The organism is Flavobacterium sp. 2, from assembly GCF_049949195.1.
In the GTDB taxonomy this organism is placed as follows: domain Bacteria; phylum Bacteroidota; class Bacteroidia; order Flavobacteriales; family Flavobacteriaceae; genus Flavobacterium.
This window is the reverse complement of sequence record NZ_CP188206.1, coordinates 3,778,110-3,796,372: the sequence shown is the minus strand read 5'-3', so window position 1 is coordinate 3,796,372 and position 18,263 is coordinate 3,778,110. Positions and strand designations below refer to the sequence as shown.

Genomic DNA, 18,263 nt, shown 5'->3' with positions numbered 1-18,263 from the left:
ACAAACACTGTTTAGAATTCAAAAAAATACACAAAATGAAAATTGCGCTTTTAGGATATGGCAAAATGGGTAAAGTAATCGAAAGAATTGCTTTAGAAAGAGGCCACGAAATTGTTTTAAAGAAAGACGAATTTAACACATACGAAGGACTTTCAACTGCTGATGTCGCTATTGACTTTAGTGTTCCAACTGCTGCTGTTGATAATATCTCAAATTGCTTTCATGCTAATGTTCCTGTAGTTTCTGGAACAACGGGATGGCTAGAACATTATGACGAAATGATTGCACTTTGCAATGAAAAAAAAGGAGGTTTTATATCTAGCTCAAATTTTAGTCTTGGAGTAAATATTTTCTTCGGATTGAATGAATATTTAGCAAAAATCATGAACCAATTTGATTCTTATAAAGTTTCAATGGAAGAAATTCACCACATCCATAAACTTGATGCTCCAAGCGGAACTGCAATTTCTCTAGCAAAAGGTGTTATTGAAAATAGCAATTATTCTGAATGGACTTTGGACGAAGCAAAAAACAATCAAATTCATATTGAAGCAAAAAGAATTGGTGAAGTTCCTGGAACTCATACCGTAAATTACGATTCAGCTATTGACAGCATTGAAATTAAACATACCGCTCACAATCGTGAAGGTTTTGCTCTTGGAGCCGTTATTGCTGCTGAATGGTTAGCAGGAAAAACAGGTATCTATACCATGAAAGACGTATTAAATCTAAACTAAAATTGATTTAAAGTTTAAGATTTCAAATCTGACAATCTTAAACTTCAAACTTTAAACAAAAATATTATGACACTATATCTTTGGTTTGTATTTTTCCTTGCCGTTCAGGTGATTCATTTTATCGGAACATGGAAATTGTATCAGGCAGCTGGAAGAAAAAGCTGGGAAGCTGCAATTCCGGTTTACAACTCAATTGTTTTAATGAAAATAATAAGCCGCCCGACTTGGTGGACCTTGTTGCTTTTTATTCCAATCATCAACCTAATTATGTTTCCGGTTGTTTGGGTTGAAACCTTAAGAACTTTTGGAAAAAGATCAACTTTAGATACTATTTTGGGAATTTTTACATTAGGATTTTATATCTATTATGTAAACTACACTCAAAAACTAGAATACCGTGCAGACCGAGATTTAACTCCAAAAACCAAAACTGCAGACACTGTAAGCTCATTGCTTTTTGCCATAATCGTAGCAACATTAGTACACACTTATGTGGTACAACCTTATACGATTCCAACATCATCTCTTGAAAAATCATTATTAATTGGTGACTTCTTGTTTGTAAGCAAATTAAATTACGGACCTAGAGTTCCTATGACAACAGTTGCTTTGCCTATGGTTCACGATTCGATTCCGTTGACAAAAAGCAAATCATATCTAAAATGGCCACAATTGCCATATTTCAGATTACCTGCATTTGAAAAAATAAAACGAACCGATATTGTTGTTTTCAACTGGCCTGCCGATACTGTACATTATTTTTATGAGCGAAAAGGCCAACCAGGTGTTATAAAACCTATTGATAAAAGATCAAATTACGTAAAAAGATGTGTTGGTATTCCTGGAGACAGTTTATCAATTAAAGATGGTTATGTATTTATCAATGGGACGAAATTAGTTCTTCCGGAGCGTGCAAAACCTCAATATTCTTATACAATAGCTTTTGACGGAAAAACTCCTGTTGATTTACAATCTTTAGTTAAAGAATTGGATATCACTGATGGCGGTTATTTTAAAAATGAAGAAAAAAGAGACACTCTTGTTTTAGGCGCATTAACAGAAGCTGGAGCTGAAAGATTTAGAAATACTCCGGGTGTTACTGCAGTAATCAGAAAAATTGACAAAGGAAACGATAATGCTATTTATCCGCATATTAATAAAGGAAGCCAAGATAATATGGGGCCAATTTATATTCCTGAAGCTGGAAAAACAGTAGCCTTGACAAATGAATCTTTACCATATTACAAAGATATTATCACCAATTATGAAGGGAATACATTAGAATTAAGAGATTCAAAGTTTTTCATCAATGGAAAACCAACAACTACTTATACTTTCAAACAAAACTACTATTGGATGATGGGAGACAACCGTCACAATTCTGAAGATAGTCGTTATTGGGGTTACGTTCCGGAAAACCATATTGTTGGAAAACCTGTTTTCATCTGGCTAAGCTGGGACACAAACGGAAAAGGCATCAACAAAATTCGTTGGAGTCGCGTTTTCACAACAGTTGATGGTGAAGGACAGCCTCAATCCTATTTCAAATATTTCTTGATTCTTCTTGCTCTTTACTTCGTTGGAGAATTCTTTTGGAGAAAGAAAAAAGAAAACAAAGCATAAATTAAAATAAGTTATTTTTGTTTCAGGTTTCAAGTTTCAGGTTCAAACAAACTTGAAACCTGAAACCTGAAACTTTTAAAGAAAATACAAAATGAATTCCTTATTACTTCCTACTTATTTCCCTTCCATCAGTCACTTTGCAGTAATGGCTCAATCTGAGACAATTACTTTTGAAATGGAAGATAATTTTCAGAAGCAGACTAATAGAAACAGAACTTATATTTATAGTCCAAACGGAATTCAGTTATTAAATATCCCTGTAAAACATTCAAAATCGGCTCATCAAAAAACAAAAGATGTTTTGATAGAAAATGAATTTGACTGGCAAAAACAGCACTTCAAATCTTTAGAAGCTGCTTACAGAAGTTCTCCGTTTTTTGAGTTTTTTGAAGATGACATCACTCCTATTTTCGAAAAAAAACACATTTTTTTAATGGATCTTAACTTGGAAGTTTTTGATATCGTTACAAAATGCCTTAGAATGAAACTAGAGTTTGGAAAAACTTCTGAATACTTTCATGAAGTGGAAAATATTTCGGATTTCAGATATTTGGCAAACGGAAAAAAAGATGCTAATTCATTCGAAAAATACACTCAGGTTTTTGATGACAAACATGGATTCATCAATAATCTAAGCGTTTTGGATTTGCTTTTTAACGAAGGTAAGTTTGCAATGGATTATCTAAAAACCCAGAAATTAATATAAGTTATACTTAGGGGTTACAAGTTTTTGTTTCGCTTTTAACTTCTAAAATTCTTGTGCTACCGCGGGTTAAGGGTCAAATTAAGCCCATTATTCGGATTTGACAAATCATCTCAAATACAAAACCAACTTTCCAATAAGCCAATTGCCAAATCCGTTATAGCGGTTGTTGGCAATAGTTTTATTTACAATATTTTTCTATAGTATCCCGACACCTTTGTCCATTTATAACCCATAGCTCGTCAGCTTTATTTAAGTCAAAACAAGCCCCATCTCTATCTCCTATTCTTAATTTAGCGATTCCTCTATTATAATAAGCTTCTGAAGCCATATCACTATGTATTTCTATTGCTTTCGTGCAATCGCTGATTGCACCTTTGTAATCTTTTAAATAATATTTAGCCAAGCCTCTATCAGAATAAGCCGCCCATGAAGTTGGCTGAAACTCTATAGTTTTTGTAAAATCATCTATTGCTCCTTGATAATTAGCTAAATCATTTTTTACAAGCCCTCGATGGTAATAAGAGTAGCAACTATGAGAATCTATTTCTATTGCTTTAGAAAAATCTATCATTGCTCCATTATAATCTCCTAAAATATGCTTTTCAATTCCTCTTCGACGATAAGCCTCTACAAAAGTCTTGTCTAATTCTATTGCTTTAGAAAAATCTAAAAGAGCTCCTTCATGGTTTTCCAATTCACTTTTTTCTATTCCCCTATTATAATAATTAGACTCATCCATACAAGAAACAGTGGCAATAAAAACAAAAACAATTAGAATCCGTATTAACTTCATTATGTAGTCGTTTTGTTTTTAGTATTGTCCATTTTTTACTTTCTCCATTAGCTTTAGTTCACGGCAATTTGGCGAATTACTTGCCAACTTTCCACTAAAACTGATCTATCGAAAGTCTTGTCATTATTGGATAATGATCTGAATTTTCAAAATCAGAAAAACTTTCGAACTGTTTTACTTTCATTTTGGTGTCAGTAAAAATATAGTCAATTCGAGCAGGATAGTATTTAAATTTATAAGTTGCTCCAAAGCCTTCTCCGGCTTCTTCAAAAGCATCTTTAAGTTTTCCTTTAATATTTCGGTAAACGTATGAAAACGGACTATTATTCATGTCTCCACAAATAATAATTGGGTATTTACACTTTTTTATGTGCTCTTTAAAGATTTCAGCTTGTTCTTGTTGCTGCGTAAATCCTTTACTGATTCTGGCATAAATGCGCTGTGATTTCTTCTGATTCACATTGTCAATATTATCCGAAATGTCACTTACGTCTGGAGAAATCTTAATAGACTGCAAGTGCATATTATAAACCCTAATAATATCTTTTCCTCGTTTAATATCAGCATAAACCACATTATTATCAGATTTAGGAAAAACAATATTTCCTTCGTCAATAATTGGAAATTTTGAAAAAATGGCCTGACCCGTTTTGATCTGATTTCCATCGATAAAAATATAACGGTGCGGATATACTTTTAAATCCAAATGCGCTGAATTAGAATATTCCTGAATACACAAAATATCAGGGTCTTTATCATCAATAAAAGTTTTAATATTCTCAGGAATATCGTCACGATCCAGCCATTTAAAAACATTAAACAAACGGACATTATAACTCATAACCGAAAAATCCCTTTCATCTTTTACATATTCTTTCGCTGAAAATTTATAAAATTTACTAATGAATGTAATTCCCATTAGCAAAACCAAACCAGACAAAATAAGGCGTTTTTTAAACTGAATTGCCCAATAAACAAAGAAAAGTCCATTGGCAACAAAAAAAGCGGGCATAAACAGCGTTAGCACCGATAAAAGCGGAAAGCTCTTAGGTGCTAGAAATGGTAAAACATAGACGCTAAATGTAAGAACAGTCAGCACTATATTCAGAAAGAACATTATTTTGTTAAACCACGAAAGGTTTTTCATATTATTTGCTAAAAGGATTATTTTCCAGCTCTAAATAGAAACTCTTTTTCTTCTTTTGTTAGACAGTCATAACCAGATTGGCTAATCTTATCTAAAATTTCATCAATTTGTTGCTGCGTTTTGTCTTTCGTAACAATTCTTGACGAAGTTTTTTCCGTAGGTTTTTTGTAATTTTTATGAACTTTTGTAAATGGGGTCGTTGGGGATTTTCTAAAAAGATTAGCAAAAAAGTCTAAAACTTTAGAAACAATGATACTCAAATCAGTACCATTTTGAAGCAATTTTATAAATATAAATCCAAAAAAAGCTCCAGCTAAATGCGAAATATGGCCACCCATATTCTCTAAACGAAACTGCATTAAATCTAAAAGCAAAATAACGCCAGTAATATGCCAAAGCTTAACATTACCAAATATAAGCAGTCGAACACCCATTAAAGGGCGATATGTTGTTGCTGCAACCAAAATTGCCATAATTGCCGCCGAGGCTCCAACAATTGAAGCTGAATTTCCTAAAAAATAATAACTTAAAGCAAATACAATTCCTGAAAATATAGCTCCTAAAATATACAGCCCTAAATATTGCTTTTGAGAAAAAAAGGTCAAAAACAAATTACTTGCAAAGTTCAAAACCAACATATTAAACAACAAATGCATGAATCCAAAATGAAAAAATGCATAGGTTAAAAATGTCCATGGCTTAAACATGAAAACCTGAGGGTCTGAAGATAATGCCAGCCAATTCGGAAAATCAAACTGACCAATTGAAAACTGATAGAAAAAAATCAAGGAAACAAGAAAACAAGCAATATTCCAATAAATGACACGCATTGCGATGCCTCCCAATCTGTATTGCAGTTTTAAATCGTCAAGAATATTCATAAAGTCTCCGTTTCGTTTTTTAAAGTTAATAAATTAAAGTTAAAAATTAATTCCAACGATTGTTATTAAACTGATTTTTTTTCCAGTACAACATCATTAAGAAACCGGCAACAGCACCTCCAAGATGTGCAAAATGTGCAATTCCAGTTCCGCCGCTTCCAAAAAGAGAACTTCCTTTTAAACCTAAAAATAAATCAACTAATAAAAGTCCTGGCACAAAATATTTAGCCTTAATTGGAATTGGGATGAACATTAAAGCCAATTCTGCATTTGGAAACATAAATGCAAAAGCTGTCAGTAAACCATAAATAGCCCCTGAAGCACCTAGAACTGCACTTCCATATGCTGTTGTAAAATTTTCAAATTGAGTAACTGTCAATATTTCTTTCCATTTAACTGCTATTTGATTTTCACTCAAAAGCTGTAAAACATAAGATTTTGAATATCCGTTCGCAATCAAAATATTTAAACTTTCCTGAAAAGAATAATAATTTACTGCAAAATTCAACAAAGCAGCACCTAAACCACATGAAATGTAAAAAAACAAGAATTTTTTACCGCCCCAAAAATGCTCCAGCATAGATCCAAATGAATATAATGCAAACATATTGAATGCGATATGCAACAGATTTGCATGCATAAACATATGCGTAATTATCTGCCAGATTTTAAAATCTGGATTTTCAGGAAAATACATAATCAGATAATCATATGATACTGGCACCAACTGAGAACCAATAAAAAAGATAATATTAATTATAAGCAGTTGTTTGACAACTGGAGTGATATTCATCATAAGGCAAACTTTTTATCTATATCTTCTACACGCATGGTGATGAAGGTAGGTTTTTGAAAAGGTGAAATATTTGGATCTTTACAGGCAAATAACCCATTTACTAAATTATCCTGTTCTTTTTCGGTTAAATATGATCCGGTTTTAACCGCTAAACTTTTCGCCATCGATTTGGCAATTGTATCATTCTGACTGTAACTATTTGCCGGAATTCCGTCCTGCAAATCACTTAACAACTGATCGATAACTATTGAAACTTCACTTTCAGTAATATTTACAGGAATTCCTGAAATAACAATATGATCCGTTTTGGCATCTTCAAAAATAAATCCTGTGGTTTCCAGCGAAGGCTTTAATTCCTCAATCAATTTCATTTCTACAGTAGAATAAAACAAATCTAACGGAAAAAGCAATTGCTGACTTGAAGCCTGATTGACAGTCATATTCAACAAAAATTGCTCGTATAAAATACGCTGATGTGCACGCTGCTGATCCACAATAATCATTCCTGATTTTATTGGCGAAACAATATATTTTTTATGAATTTGATAGGTTTTCTGACTTGCCTGCTCTACTTCATCATCATTAAATAAAGAAGAAGTCACTTCTTCATTTTCAAATGTAAACGGAGAACTTTCAATCGTTTCCGGATTTTCTAAGTCTAAACCAACATATAAACTTTCCCAGCTCGCTGTTGGTTCAACTCTTTTTGAATAACCAGAATACGATGATCCGGAATAAGAAGAGCCTGATGAAGAAGATGAACCCGAACTATAGCCAGATCCTGAACTCCCTTTTGCATAATGCTGATTGGTTTTATCATCAGTAAACGGATTAAAAGTTCCATCTACTTGAATAGTTGGCGTTTCAGCTTCTAAATCTTTGTAATGATATGGTGTATCTAAATTTGAATCTCTTTCAAAATCCAAAACCGGCGCTACATTGAACTGCCCCAAACTATGTTTAATAGACGCTCTTAAAATAGCATATAAAGCTTGTTCATCATCAAACTTAATTTCTGTTTTAGTTGGATGAATATTAATATCGATTGTATTTGGCGGAACCTGCAGATATAAAAAATAACTTGGCTGTGAACCATCTTTCAACAAACCGTCATAAGCTGCCATAACAGCATGATGCAAATAACCACTTTTTATAAAACGATCATTTACAAAAAAGAACTGTTCTCCCCTGCTTTTTTTAGCAAATTCTGGTTTACAGACAAATCCCTGGATATTTATGATTTCGGTGTCTTCATTTACAGGAACTAATTTTTCATTGGTTTTACCAGACATAATTCCAACAATTCTCTGACGATATCCTGATGACGGAAGATTATACAATTCGCTTCCATTATGATAAAAACTAAAATGAATATTTGGGTGCGCCAAAGCTACACGCTGAAATTCATCCATAACATGACGAAACTCAACCGTATCAGACTTTAAGAAATTACGTCGGGCGGGAATATTAAAGAAAAGGTTTTTAACCGCAAATGACGTTCCTTTTGGCAAAACTGCTACTTCCTGCGAAACAAATTTACTCCCTTCAATTACAATATGCGTTCCAAGTTCATCCTGATCTTGTTTGGTTTTCATTTCCATGTGCGCAATCGCTGCAATAGAAGCCAATGCTTCTCCACGAAAACCTTTTGTACCAAGTGAAAATAAATCTTCAGCCTGACGAATTTTTGAAGTCGCATGGCGAGCAAAACACAAACGCGCATCTGTAACCGTCATTCCAACTCCGTTATCAATAACCTGAACTAACGATTTGCCGGCATCTTTTATAATCAATTTAATATCAGTTGCCTTCGCATCAACGGCATTTTCTAACAGTTCTTTTACAACTGAAGCTGGTCTTTGAACCACTTCTCCAGCAGCAATTTGGTTAGCAACGTGATCTGGAAGCAATTGAATAATACTCGACATTAAAAAATTTGGGTTAAAGGTTTCTCTTCGACTTTATTTACTAAAAATCTTAGATTGATAATGTTAGTTCTCTTTGGTTTCAAAAAACCAAGGTGTACAAATTTAATGAATTTTGATTGTGATTTGGAATAGTCGCAGTCATAAAAAAAACAAAAAACCTATACTATTTTTACACAGTATAGGTTTTAGTATTTTTAAAACAATTGTGTTTTATTCTGTAATATAAAAGTGATTTCCCAGTATATCTTTCAATCCTACTAAAACCAGCCAGACAAAAGTTGTAAACAGCAATATTCCATATCCGGGTTTTAAGCGACCAAGAGTCATATAAACAAGAAAAAGAGCAAATGCAAATGAGCTTAAACCAACTAAAAAAAGAAAAAATCTATTAGAATCTTCTTCTCTAAATTCATTAATAGCAACAATTGCTATACAAACTGCATAAACCCAAATAAACATACTTATTGGAGAATCTGAAGAATCAGGATAACGTTCCAACATATTAAAAGAACTCCAAAAAATAAAAATAGTTAATAGGATTCTAGAAATTGCCCAAAACACTCTTGTTTTACAGAAAAACTCATCCATTTATTCGTTCTCGATTTTTCTAGGTTTATCTTCAATTTGAAGTGCACCCGAAGACAATAATGGCTGATTAAAAGGATGTGACATTGAAGCCTGCTGACGAATATATGCCATTTTGATTGCCGCTATTGCTGCTTCAGTTCCTTTGTTTCCGTGAATTCCTCCACTTCTGTCAATTGACTGCTGCATTGTATTATCTGTCAAAACACAGAAAATAACCGGAATATCCGTTTGAACATTCAAATCTTTAATTCCTTGTGTTACGCCTTCACATACAAAATCAAAATGTTTTGTTTCTCCCTGGATTACACATCCAATTACAATTACTGCATCAACATTTTGAGTCTGAAGCATTTTTTTAGCGCCATAAATAAGCTCAAAACTTCCTGGAACATTCCAGCGAATAATTTGATTTAACGGAACATCACAATCAACAAGCGCATCAAATGCACCATTGTAAAGTCCTTCGGTTATAGTGTCGTTCCACTCAGAAACAACAATCCCAAATCGAAAGTCTTTCGCATTTGGGATTGTGTTTTTATCGTATTCTGATAAATTTTTATTTTCGGTAGCCATTTTTAATATTTAAGATTTAATTCCGATACTTCGGAATTTGATTTTAGATTGTAAAAATACAAATCTAAAAACTAAATCTGAACTCTAAAAATTAAATTATTGTGCTAATCCAATTAATACATCAACAGAAGCAGCTTCTGGAGTTGCATCAAAATTATCTTTGATATCGTTTAAATATTTTAAAGCATCTTCTTTCTGACCTAAAGCGATAGCCGTTTTAGCCGCTTTTAGCAAGAAACGAGGTGTAGTAAAATCATTTTTATTAACACCAGCCGCTTTAACATAATAGCTTAAAGCTTCTTTTTGATTGTTTTTTTGAGAGTAAGCATCACCGATAGCTCCAGTTGCCAAAGCACCTAAAATAGCATCTTCAGATTTAAATTCTCCTAAATATTTGATAGCATCATCAAATTTACCAGTATTCAAATAAGCCATACCAGCATAGTAGTTTGCTAAGTTTCCAGCATCTGTTCCAGAATATTCGTCAGCAATTTTAACAAATCCAAATTTACCTTCTGAACCGTTTAATGCCAATTTGTACAATGAATCACTTGCAACACCGTTTACAGCTTTATCAAAGTTTTGTTGTGCAACGAACATTTCGTTAGCAGCCTCGTCTTGCTTAGGAGTTTCAACAAATTTTTGGTAAGCCAAATAACCAATAGTAGCCACCGCAATACCAGCAACTAAACCAATAATGATTTTTTGATTTTTAGCCACCCAATCCTCAGTTCTTGAAGCAGTCTCATCTAATTTAGAAAAAACACCAGCAGTTGCGCTGTCTTTTTCGTCAATAACTACCTGTTGTTCTTCAGTAACTTCTTTAACTTCCTTCTCTTTTGGTGTCTTATATCCTCTTTTATTGTAAGTTGCCATTTAAAAATAATTTAGTGAACGGCAAAAATAAAATTTTTCTTGAAACTGAGGCAAAAAAAATCAATTTTATCACTATTTTAAAAAAAATAATTTTCTTATTCACTTGCACTTTCGCAGAAGCGGTAAAATAAATCGGTTCAAGACTGCCGTAAAGCCAATTATATCGATAATTTTCGGTAATTTGCACCCTCAAATTTTCACCGTCCAAAAACGGTAAATTTACAAATGGAGTCCCTGAAAAATGCATTTAAACAAGATCTCATTATTCAATTATAAAAACTTTTCTGAAGCAAGTTTTGATTTCGACATCAAAATCAACTGTTTCGTGGGAAAAAATGGCATTGGAAAAACCAATGTACTCGATGCGATTTATCATTTAGCATACGGAAAAAGCTATTTTAATCCGCTTGCGGTTCAAAATATCAAACATGGTGAAGAGTTTTTTGTAATTGATGCCGAAATAGACAAAAATGACAGAACGGAGCAAATTGTCTGTAGTTTAAAAAAAGGACAAAAAAAGGTTTTAAAAAGAAACGGAAAAGCGTACGACAAATTCTCCGATCACATTGGATTTATTCCGCTTGTGATTATTTCGCCTGCTGATCGCGATTTGATTGTTGAAGGAAGCGAAACACGCCGTAAATTTATGGACAGCGTAATTTCGCAACTCGACTCTACTTATTTGCATGAATTAATAAATTACCAAAAAGTAATTACGCAGCGAAATGCGCTTTTGAAATATTTTGCACTCAATCATACTTTCGACAATGACACCTTATCTATATATAATGAACAACTGCAAGAATATGGAAAATCGATTTTTGAAAAACGAAAAGAATTTCTCGAGCAGTTTATACCTATATTTAATACACATCATCAAGCTATAACAGGATCTGAAGAAAGTGTTCAATTGGTTTATGAAAGTCATTTATTCGAAAAAGACTTATTGACGCTTTTACAGGAAAACATCAACAAAGACCGGGCGCTTCATTACACAACAGTCGGAATTCATAAAGATGATTTGTCTTTTGAAATTGATTCGCATCCAATAAAAAAATTCGGATCGCAAGGTCAACAAAAATCATTTCTGATTGCCTTAAAACTGGCTCAATTTGAATTTTTGAAAAAACAAAGTGGCGTAAAACCAATCCTTTTATTTGATGATATTTTTGACAAATTGGATGAAACTCGCGTTGCCAAAATTGTCGAAATGGTAAACAGCGAAACTTTTGGTCAACTTTTCATTTCTGACACTCATCCTGAACGAACTGAAACGATTGTAAAATCGACACACCAGAGTTATAAAATATTCAATTTGTGATTTTATCTGATGATTAAAAATTGATATAATTTGTATCAGTTTTCATAATCAATCCCAAAATAGAAATTATTAAATTAGCCTGAATAAAAAACTTAAAAACAACTGCAATAATATTAAGGAATATGCTAGCGAAAGAATCATTGCAATTTTTAGACGATTTAAAAAAGAACAACAATCGAGAATGGTTTCAGGAAAACAAAAAGCGATACGAAGTTTTCAAAAAAGATTATCATCAATTAGTAAGTGATTTTCTTGATGCGATGAAACCACTTGATCCGTCATTAGAATTATTGGAAGTCAAAAACTGTACTTTCAGAATCAATCGCGATATTCGTTTTTCTAAAGATAAATCTCCATATAAAGCACATTTAGGCGTTTGGATGTCGAGCGGAATTCGAGGTTTAAACCGAGCAGGATATTATGTTCATATCGAAAAAGGTGCCAGTTTTATCGCCGGCGGATTTTATTCTCCTGAATCAGAAGATTTAAAGAAGGTCCGCAAAGAAATTGCCTTTTTCTATGATGATTTACAGGAAATTTTAAACGAAAAAGACTTCAAAAAAGAATTCGGAAATTTAGATTTCAACGAAAATAATTCGCTTAAAAGCATGCCGCGTGGTTACGAAAAAGACCATCCGGCAATTGAGTTTTTAAAATTAAAAAGTTTCACTGCAACTCAAAAATATGATATTTCTGAAGTGACTCAGAAAGATTTTGTTTCAAAAATCAGCAAAAAACTAATTGCTTTAAAACCTTTGAACGAATTCATCAACCGCGCTTTAGACACTGAAGAATTTTAATTTTATTTGCCACAGATTTTACAGATTCTCACAGATTATTTTTTCTTTGCAGCAACAAAATCCATTTAATCTTTTTAATCTGTGGCAAAAAACAATAAATGAATGAAAAGAAAAATACTTTTTCTTGGAGAATCTTACCGCGCCGACGCCATAACTTGGATGAAAGGCCTGAAAGAATTTGGTGATTTTGAAATTATCACTTGGGAGCTTCAAACTTCAAACAATCAGAGATTCAAACGTATTCTAGAGTATTTCTTCGCTCCGAATTCTATTCGGAAAATCATCAAAAAAGAAAAACCAGATATGGTTATCGCAGAAAGAACTACTAGTTACGGTTTTCTTGCTGCTTTATCCGGATCTAAAACTATCGCAATCGCACAACAAGGCCGGACTGATTTATGGCCGGAAGAATCTAAATTATATCCTTTTAAAAAATTCATTCAGAAATATGCTTTCAAAAAAGCACATTTAATTCATGCGTGGGGACCTGTTATGGCAATTCACATGAAAGCAACTGGCGTTGACATGAACAAAGTTTTAGTTCTTCCAAAAGGAATTGACTTAGCACTTTTTACTCCTTTAACCAATAATTCAAATAAGATTGAAGCGATTGTAACGCGTTCGCTTCAACCTGAATATCGACACGATTCTATTTTAAAAGCCTTTGGAATTTTAAATCAAAAAGGAATTGATTTTTCATTAACGATTGTTGGCGACGGAACCAGATTACAATTTTTAAAAGATTTAGCCAAAGAACTTCAAATCGAAAACAAAGTAATTTTTACAGGAAGAATTCCAAATACAGAACTTCCTAAATTATTACAGCAATCCAATATTTACATTAGCATGCCAATTACAGAAGGCGTTTCGGCATCTTTATTTGAAGCAATGGCTTGTAATTGTTATCCGGTAGTTTCTGATATTCCTGGAAATCAAAGTTGGATTACGCATCGTGATAATGGACAATTAATTGAAATTGATAATATCGAAATGCTGGCAGAAGAATTGATTTGGTCGTTTGAAAATGCTGAATTACGAAATGAGAGTATTATTCGAAATAGAAAATTTGTTGAGGAAAATGCGAATTATGATATTAATATGAAAGTTATTTCGGAGAAATATCATCAGTTATTGAATTCACAAACGATGAAATAACCTTAACCTTTATTCCTAGGATAAGCTAAAGAAACTTTTTTACGATAAGAATCATAAACTACATAATGAAATTCTTTTTCATCTTTCAAAATTAAAAACTCCTCTAAATCCTTTTTTGCAGAAAAAACAACTTTGCAATTCGATAAATCAATCTGTTTTTTAGAATCGACGCAATCTTTTATAATTTCTTGCTGATTGCTTCCATTAGTATTTTGCCATGAGTAATCATACTTTTTCCATTCTTTGTAAAAATTATAGGTCAGTTGATTGTAAAGAATTTTATCTTTATCTTCCTGTAAAACTCCGTTACTCGGAATTAATCGAATAACATCTTCTCCTTCTTTATAAACATAAAAAACACCTAAATCTCTAATTATGTCTTTTTTATTTATTTTTTTCATTCCGCACATTAATCCAGAAAAATGCACATCTTCTACAATTATATGCACGTGATCCTGATCAACAATTGCATAAGTACCTGAAGTAAAAACAGAGCAACCATTAGGACATTCAATTGGCTCATCACATAAAAATGTGCCATCTAATTTGAACATTAAACGGCGACCATAATTATTCTGTTCCGATTTAGATTTAATCAAAGAATATCCTGCAACATCTGTATATCCAATTACATCTTTCGTATTCCATTCACCGACAATATTAATTTGCGCGAAAGAAGAAATTGATAAAAAGAAACTCAAAAAGAGTAAAACTTTATTCTTAAGAAAAAATTCTTTCATAATTATAACATTATAATTCTTTCAAACTTACAAAAGAAATCAATTTGTTTTTCGAGGCTTGATATTTATTTAAAACCCGTTTCAAATAAATTATAATCCTTACTTTTGACTCAGATTAAAAAGCCTTTTATATATGGAAATCCAATCCAATTTTTCTTTAAAAAAACACAACACTTTTGGTATTGAAGCCAGCGCAAAACAATTCGTTGCCGTTCATTCTATTGATGAATTAAAAACAATTTTAGAAGAAAACAAAAACGAGAAAAAATTTATTCTCGGTGGCGGAAGCAATATGCTTTTAACCAAAGACATTGATGCATTGGTTATTCACATTGATTTAAAAGGAAAAAAAATCACAAAAGAAGATGACGATTTTGTTTGGGTTGAAAGTCAGGCTGGCGAAGTTTGGCACGATTTCGTTCTTTGGACAATCGACAATAATTTTGGCGGATTAGAAAACATGTCGCTGATTCCTGGAAATGTTGGTACAACTCCGGTGCAGAATATTGGCGCATACGGAACCGAAATTAAAGATACTTTTATTTCTTGCGAAGCGATGAATATTGTAACACAACAAATGAAAACATTCACAAATGCCGAATGTAATTTTGGTTACCGCGAAAGTATTTTCAAACATGAAGTAAAAGACCAATATATTATTACTTCGGTTATTTTTAAACTGACTAAACGCAATCATAAAATCAATACTTCTTATGGAGATATTTTGGCCGAATTAGCGAAAAACAATATTTCAGAGCCAACATTAAAAGATGTCAGCAATGCTGTAATCGCTATTAGACAAAGCAAATTGCCTGATCCGAAAGAATTAGGAAATAGCGGAAGCTTCTTCAAAAATCCGATTTTATTGAAATCTGATTTCGAGAAAATCCATCAAAAATTCCCTGAAATGAAATATTATGAAGTTTCAGATACTGAATTAAAAGTTCCGGCAGGATGGCTGATTGAACAGGCTGGTTTTAAAGGAAAACGTTTTGGTGATGCCGGAGTTCATAAAAATCAAGCTTTGGTTTTAGTGAATTATGGAAATGCAACGGGGCAGGAAATTTTAGCCGTTTCAAAAGAAGTTCAAAAAACAGTTTTTGAAAAATTCGGAATTCATATTGAAGCCGAAGTCAATGTGATCTAAAAATTAAGGTTTTCAAACCTTTGAACCTTTGTTTCTTTGAGCCTTTGAACCTAAAAAAGAAAAAAATGTACACTCCAGATTTATACAAAAACGAAAATCCTGAAGAAATCAGAACTTTTTTAAAAGAAAACAGTTTTGGAATCCTAATCAATCAAACTAATGGAAAATTATGCGCAACTCATATTCCAATAGAACTTGAAATTAATGCCGACGGAAAAGAAATTTTGCAAGGACATATTTCAAAATTGAATCCGCAAGCTGAAGGTTTTAAGGAAAACGATCAGGTTTTAGCCGTTTTTACAGGTCCGCATAGTTATATTTCTTCTTCTTGGTACGACCATGAAAATGTACCAACATGGAACTATATAGCCGTACATGTTTATGGAAAAATCAAGATTGTAGATTATGAAACTTCGGTTGAACAATTAAAAAAATTGGTTGATAAGTACGAAGCAAATTCAGAAAATCCTGTTCGTGTTGAAAATTTATCAGAAAAAACAATGCGTGAAGCAAGAGGAATCTTCGGTTTTGAAATCGAAATCAGTGAAATTCAAGCAACTAAAAAATTGTCTCAAAACCGTGATGATTTTAATTATAAAAACATAATTTCGGAATTAGAAAAAACCGAAAACCCTCAGGCTATTGCTGTTGCAAAAGAAATGTCAAAATGCCGAAAGTAAATTGGTTTTGGACATTGAAAATTAGGAATTCATAAGTACATTTGCACTCGCAAGATTCAGAAATTAAAAGATATTAAAATCAGATGCTTACAATTTTATTTTACTTTTTTATTGGTATCGTTGTCGTACAACTTTTTTATTACTTAGGAGTATTTGGAAAGTTTGCTTTCGCTAAACAACAAGAAATTACACCCAAAAAACTTCCAGTTTCCGTAATTGTCTGTGCCAAAAATGAAGAAGAAAATGTCAAGAAATTTATACCGCTTTTAGCCGAACAAGATTATCCTGATTTTGAAATTGTGTTAATTGATGACGCTTCAAGAGATGAAACTTTAGAGGTTTTTGAAGAATTTGAAAAACAGTATTCAAATATTCGTTTAGTGAAAGTTGAAAACAACGAAGCTTTCTGGGGAAATAAAAAATATGCGCTGACTTTAGGAATCAAAGCCTCAAAAAAAGAATACCTTTTATTTACTGATGCCGATTGTTATCCAACTTCTAAAAACTGGATCACCTCAATGACTTCACATTTTACAATGAACAAAACTATTGTTCTTGGCTATGGAGGTTATGAAAAAACAAATCGTTCAATATTAAACAAAGTAATTCGTTTTGAAACCATTTTAACTGCCGTACAATATTTTTCATGGGCAAAAATAGGCGTTCCTTATATGGGAGTTGGGCGAAATCTTGCCTACAAAAAAGAGGAATTTTTTAATGTAAACGGTTTTATTGATCACATTCAGGTGCGTTCTGGTGATGATGATTTATTCATAAATCAGGCTGCAAACAAATCAAACACAACAATTTCTTATAGTCCGGAAAGTTTTACATACTCAAAACCGAAAGAGTCTTATAAAGAGTGGTTCAATCAAAAAAGAAGACACGTTTCGACTGCAGAACATTACAAGTTTTTTGACAAAATGCAATTGGGTATTTTTTATACCTCACAATTATTTTTCTTTATTTTGGTTATCCTTTTATTGTCTTTCCAATTTCAATGGATTGCAGTGTTGGCAATTTTAGCGACTCGTTATACTGTTGCGTGGACCGTAATGGGATTTTCAGCTGGAAAACTAAAAGAAAAAGACTTGAAAATTTGGTTTCCTGTTGTAGAGATGATGCTTATATTGACACAAATTAATATCTTTATAACTAATATCTTTTCAAAACCGGTACATTGGAAATAAATTCTAAAATAGAAAAAGCAAAAAAAGGCGATCAGATCGCCTTTACTTTTTTATTAGATTTTTATTGGAATGAAGTTTACAGCTTCATGCTAAAACGCACCGAAAACGAAACAATTGCCGAAGATATTACTATTGAAACTTTCTCAAAAGCTTTCGACAAGATCGCCACATATAACTCCGAATTTAAATTCAATACCTGGCTGATCAGTATCGCAAAAAATGTTTATATCGATTTATTGCGTAAAAAGAAAACCAATCTTTTTATCGAAATCACAGATAGCGAAGACCAGCAGGCATACAACATTGCCGATCCTACTCCTTCTGCAGAAGATGCATTAATTAAAGAGCAAAATCTCTCTCGTTTGCTTTTATGCATCAAAGAATTAAAACCCCACTATCAGGAAGTTATTCAACTTCGTTATTTTCAGGAAATGTCCTATCAGGAGATCGCTTCTAAAATTGATGAGCCTTTAAGCAACGTAAAAGTCAAACTTCTTCGTGCCAAAAAATTATTAGCAGAAATCATTGAACGTAACAGATAATTTATTATCTTTAAGAAAAGATTAAAGTATTGTCATACTT

19 protein-coding genes are annotated in these 18,263 nt (G+C 32.5%); 10 read left to right on the top strand and 9 right to left on the bottom strand.

The genetic code is table 11. The annotated features are described in order from the left end of the window. Positions 1 to 35 precede the first annotated feature (35 nt). From dapB to ACNFIH_RS16490, 3 genes are all read left to right on the top strand, one after another. Entirely contained in the window at positions 36 to 737 is a 702-nt protein-coding gene (dapB, locus tag ACNFIH_RS16500; protein WP_426483957.1) for a 4-hydroxy-tetrahydrodipicolinate reductase, read from the top strand. Between the two features lie 66 nt (positions 738 to 803). Continuing rightward, complete coding sequence (gene lepB / locus ACNFIH_RS16495; RefSeq protein ID WP_426483956.1) at positions 804 to 2,360, top strand: signal peptidase I; 1,557 nt, start codon at positions 804 to 806, stop codon at positions 2,358 to 2,360. A gap of 91 nt (positions 2,361 to 2,451) precedes the next feature. Next, entirely contained in the window at positions 2,452 to 3,066 is a 615-nt protein-coding gene (locus ACNFIH_RS16490; protein ID WP_426483955.1) for a WbqC family protein, read from the top strand. A gap of 178 nt (positions 3,067 to 3,244) precedes the next feature. On the opposite strand, the gene ACNFIH_RS16485 is transcribed toward ACNFIH_RS16490, so the two are convergent. The 8 genes from ACNFIH_RS16485 to ACNFIH_RS16450 form a co-directional block, all read right to left on the bottom strand. Beyond that, positions 3,245 to 3,859 (bottom strand): tetratricopeptide repeat protein, encoded by a 615-nt coding sequence (locus ACNFIH_RS16485; protein WP_152561040.1) that lies wholly within the window; start codon positions 3,857 to 3,859, stop codon positions 3,245 to 3,247. A gap of 94 nt (positions 3,860 to 3,953) precedes the next feature. Continuing rightward, the gene (locus tag ACNFIH_RS16480) at positions 3,954 to 5,006 is read right to left on the bottom strand and encodes an endonuclease/exonuclease/phosphatase family protein (RefSeq protein ID WP_035650103.1); all 1,053 of its coding nucleotides are present in this window, start codon (positions 5,004 to 5,006) and stop codon (positions 3,954 to 3,956) included. Between the two features lie 17 nt (positions 5,007 to 5,023). After that, positions 5,024 to 5,887, bottom strand: a complete 864-nt coding sequence (locus tag ACNFIH_RS16475) for a rhomboid family intramembrane serine protease (protein WP_426483954.1) — start codon at positions 5,885 to 5,887, stop codon at positions 5,024 to 5,026. 46 nt (positions 5,888 to 5,933) lie between these two features. Beyond that, positions 5,934 to 6,683 (bottom strand): rhomboid family intramembrane serine protease, encoded by a 750-nt coding sequence (locus ACNFIH_RS16470; protein WP_426483953.1) that lies wholly within the window; start codon positions 6,681 to 6,683, stop codon positions 5,934 to 5,936. Then, positions 6,680 to 8,611 carry a DNA mismatch repair endonuclease MutL gene (gene mutL, locus ACNFIH_RS16465; protein ID WP_426483952.1) on the bottom strand — a complete coding sequence of 644 codons (1,932 nt, stop codon included), beginning with the start codon at positions 8,609 to 8,611 and terminating at the stop codon, positions 6,680 to 6,682. Before mutL ends, ACNFIH_RS16470 begins: the two co-directional genes overlap by 4 nt. Positions 8,612 to 8,821: 210 nt before the next feature. Further along, the gene (locus ACNFIH_RS16460) at positions 8,822 to 9,199 is read right to left on the bottom strand and encodes a hypothetical protein (protein WP_426483951.1); all 378 of its coding nucleotides are present in this window, start codon (positions 9,197 to 9,199) and stop codon (positions 8,822 to 8,824) included. Further along, positions 9,200 to 9,772, bottom strand: coding sequence for a 6,7-dimethyl-8-ribityllumazine synthase (gene ribH, locus ACNFIH_RS16455; protein WP_426483950.1), 573 nt, complete (start codon positions 9,770 to 9,772; stop codon positions 9,200 to 9,202). It abuts the gene before it with no gap. A 96-nt stretch (positions 9,773 to 9,868) separates the two neighbouring features. Next, positions 9,869 to 10,648, bottom strand: a complete 780-nt coding sequence (locus ACNFIH_RS16450) for a tetratricopeptide repeat protein (protein WP_035650114.1) — start codon at positions 10,646 to 10,648, stop codon at positions 9,869 to 9,871. A gap of 241 nt (positions 10,649 to 10,889) precedes the next feature. On the opposite strand from ACNFIH_RS16450, the gene recF reads away from it, so the two are divergent. The 3 genes from recF to ACNFIH_RS16435 all read left to right on the top strand — a co-directional run bounded on the left by recF (position 10,890) and on the right by ACNFIH_RS16435 (position 13,924). After that, on the top strand, positions 10,890 to 11,969 hold the full coding sequence (gene recF, locus ACNFIH_RS16445) for a DNA replication/repair protein RecF (RefSeq protein WP_426483949.1): 1,080 nt from the start codon (positions 10,890 to 10,892) through the stop codon (positions 11,967 to 11,969). Positions 11,970 to 12,091: 122 nt separating this feature from the next. Further along, positions 12,092 to 12,769: a DUF2461 domain-containing protein gene (locus ACNFIH_RS16440; protein WP_426483948.1), complete on the top strand. Its 678-nt coding sequence runs from the start codon at positions 12,092 to 12,094 to the stop codon at positions 12,767 to 12,769. 102 nt (positions 12,770 to 12,871) lie between these two features. After that, the gene (locus ACNFIH_RS16435) at positions 12,872 to 13,924 is read left to right on the top strand and encodes a glycosyltransferase (RefSeq protein ID WP_426483947.1); all 1,053 of its coding nucleotides are present in this window, start codon (positions 12,872 to 12,874) and stop codon (positions 13,922 to 13,924) included. A gap of 2 nt (positions 13,925 to 13,926) precedes the next feature. Here ACNFIH_RS16435 and ACNFIH_RS16430 read toward each other — a convergent pair whose 3' ends face one another. After that, a complete protein-coding gene (locus ACNFIH_RS16430) occupies positions 13,927 to 14,664 on the bottom strand; it encodes a hypothetical protein (protein ID WP_426483946.1) in 738 nt (245 codons plus the stop codon). A 133-nt stretch (positions 14,665 to 14,797) separates the two neighbouring features. On the opposite strand from ACNFIH_RS16430, the gene murB reads away from it, so the two are divergent. The 4 genes from murB (at position 14,798) to ACNFIH_RS16410 (ending at position 18,223) form a co-directional block, all read left to right on the top strand. Further along, positions 14,798 to 15,811 carry a UDP-N-acetylmuramate dehydrogenase gene (murB, locus tag ACNFIH_RS16425; protein ID WP_426483945.1) on the top strand — a complete coding sequence of 338 codons (1,014 nt, stop codon included), beginning with the start codon at positions 14,798 to 14,800 and terminating at the stop codon, positions 15,809 to 15,811. Positions 15,812 to 15,876: 65 nt separating this feature from the next. Continuing rightward, the gene (locus ACNFIH_RS16420) at positions 15,877 to 16,491 is read left to right on the top strand and encodes an FMN-binding negative transcriptional regulator (protein WP_035650127.1); all 615 of its coding nucleotides are present in this window, start codon (positions 15,877 to 15,879) and stop codon (positions 16,489 to 16,491) included. 83 nt (positions 16,492 to 16,574) lie between these two features. Beyond that, a complete protein-coding gene (locus tag ACNFIH_RS16415; protein WP_426483944.1) occupies positions 16,575 to 17,681 on the top strand; it encodes a glycosyltransferase in 1,107 nt (368 codons plus the stop codon). After that, positions 17,672 to 18,223 carry an RNA polymerase sigma factor gene (locus ACNFIH_RS16410; protein ID WP_426483943.1) on the top strand — a complete coding sequence of 184 codons (552 nt, stop codon included), beginning with the start codon at positions 17,672 to 17,674 and terminating at the stop codon, positions 18,221 to 18,223. Before ACNFIH_RS16415 ends, ACNFIH_RS16410 begins: the two co-directional genes overlap by 10 nt. Positions 18,224 to 18,263: the final 40 nt, after the last annotated feature.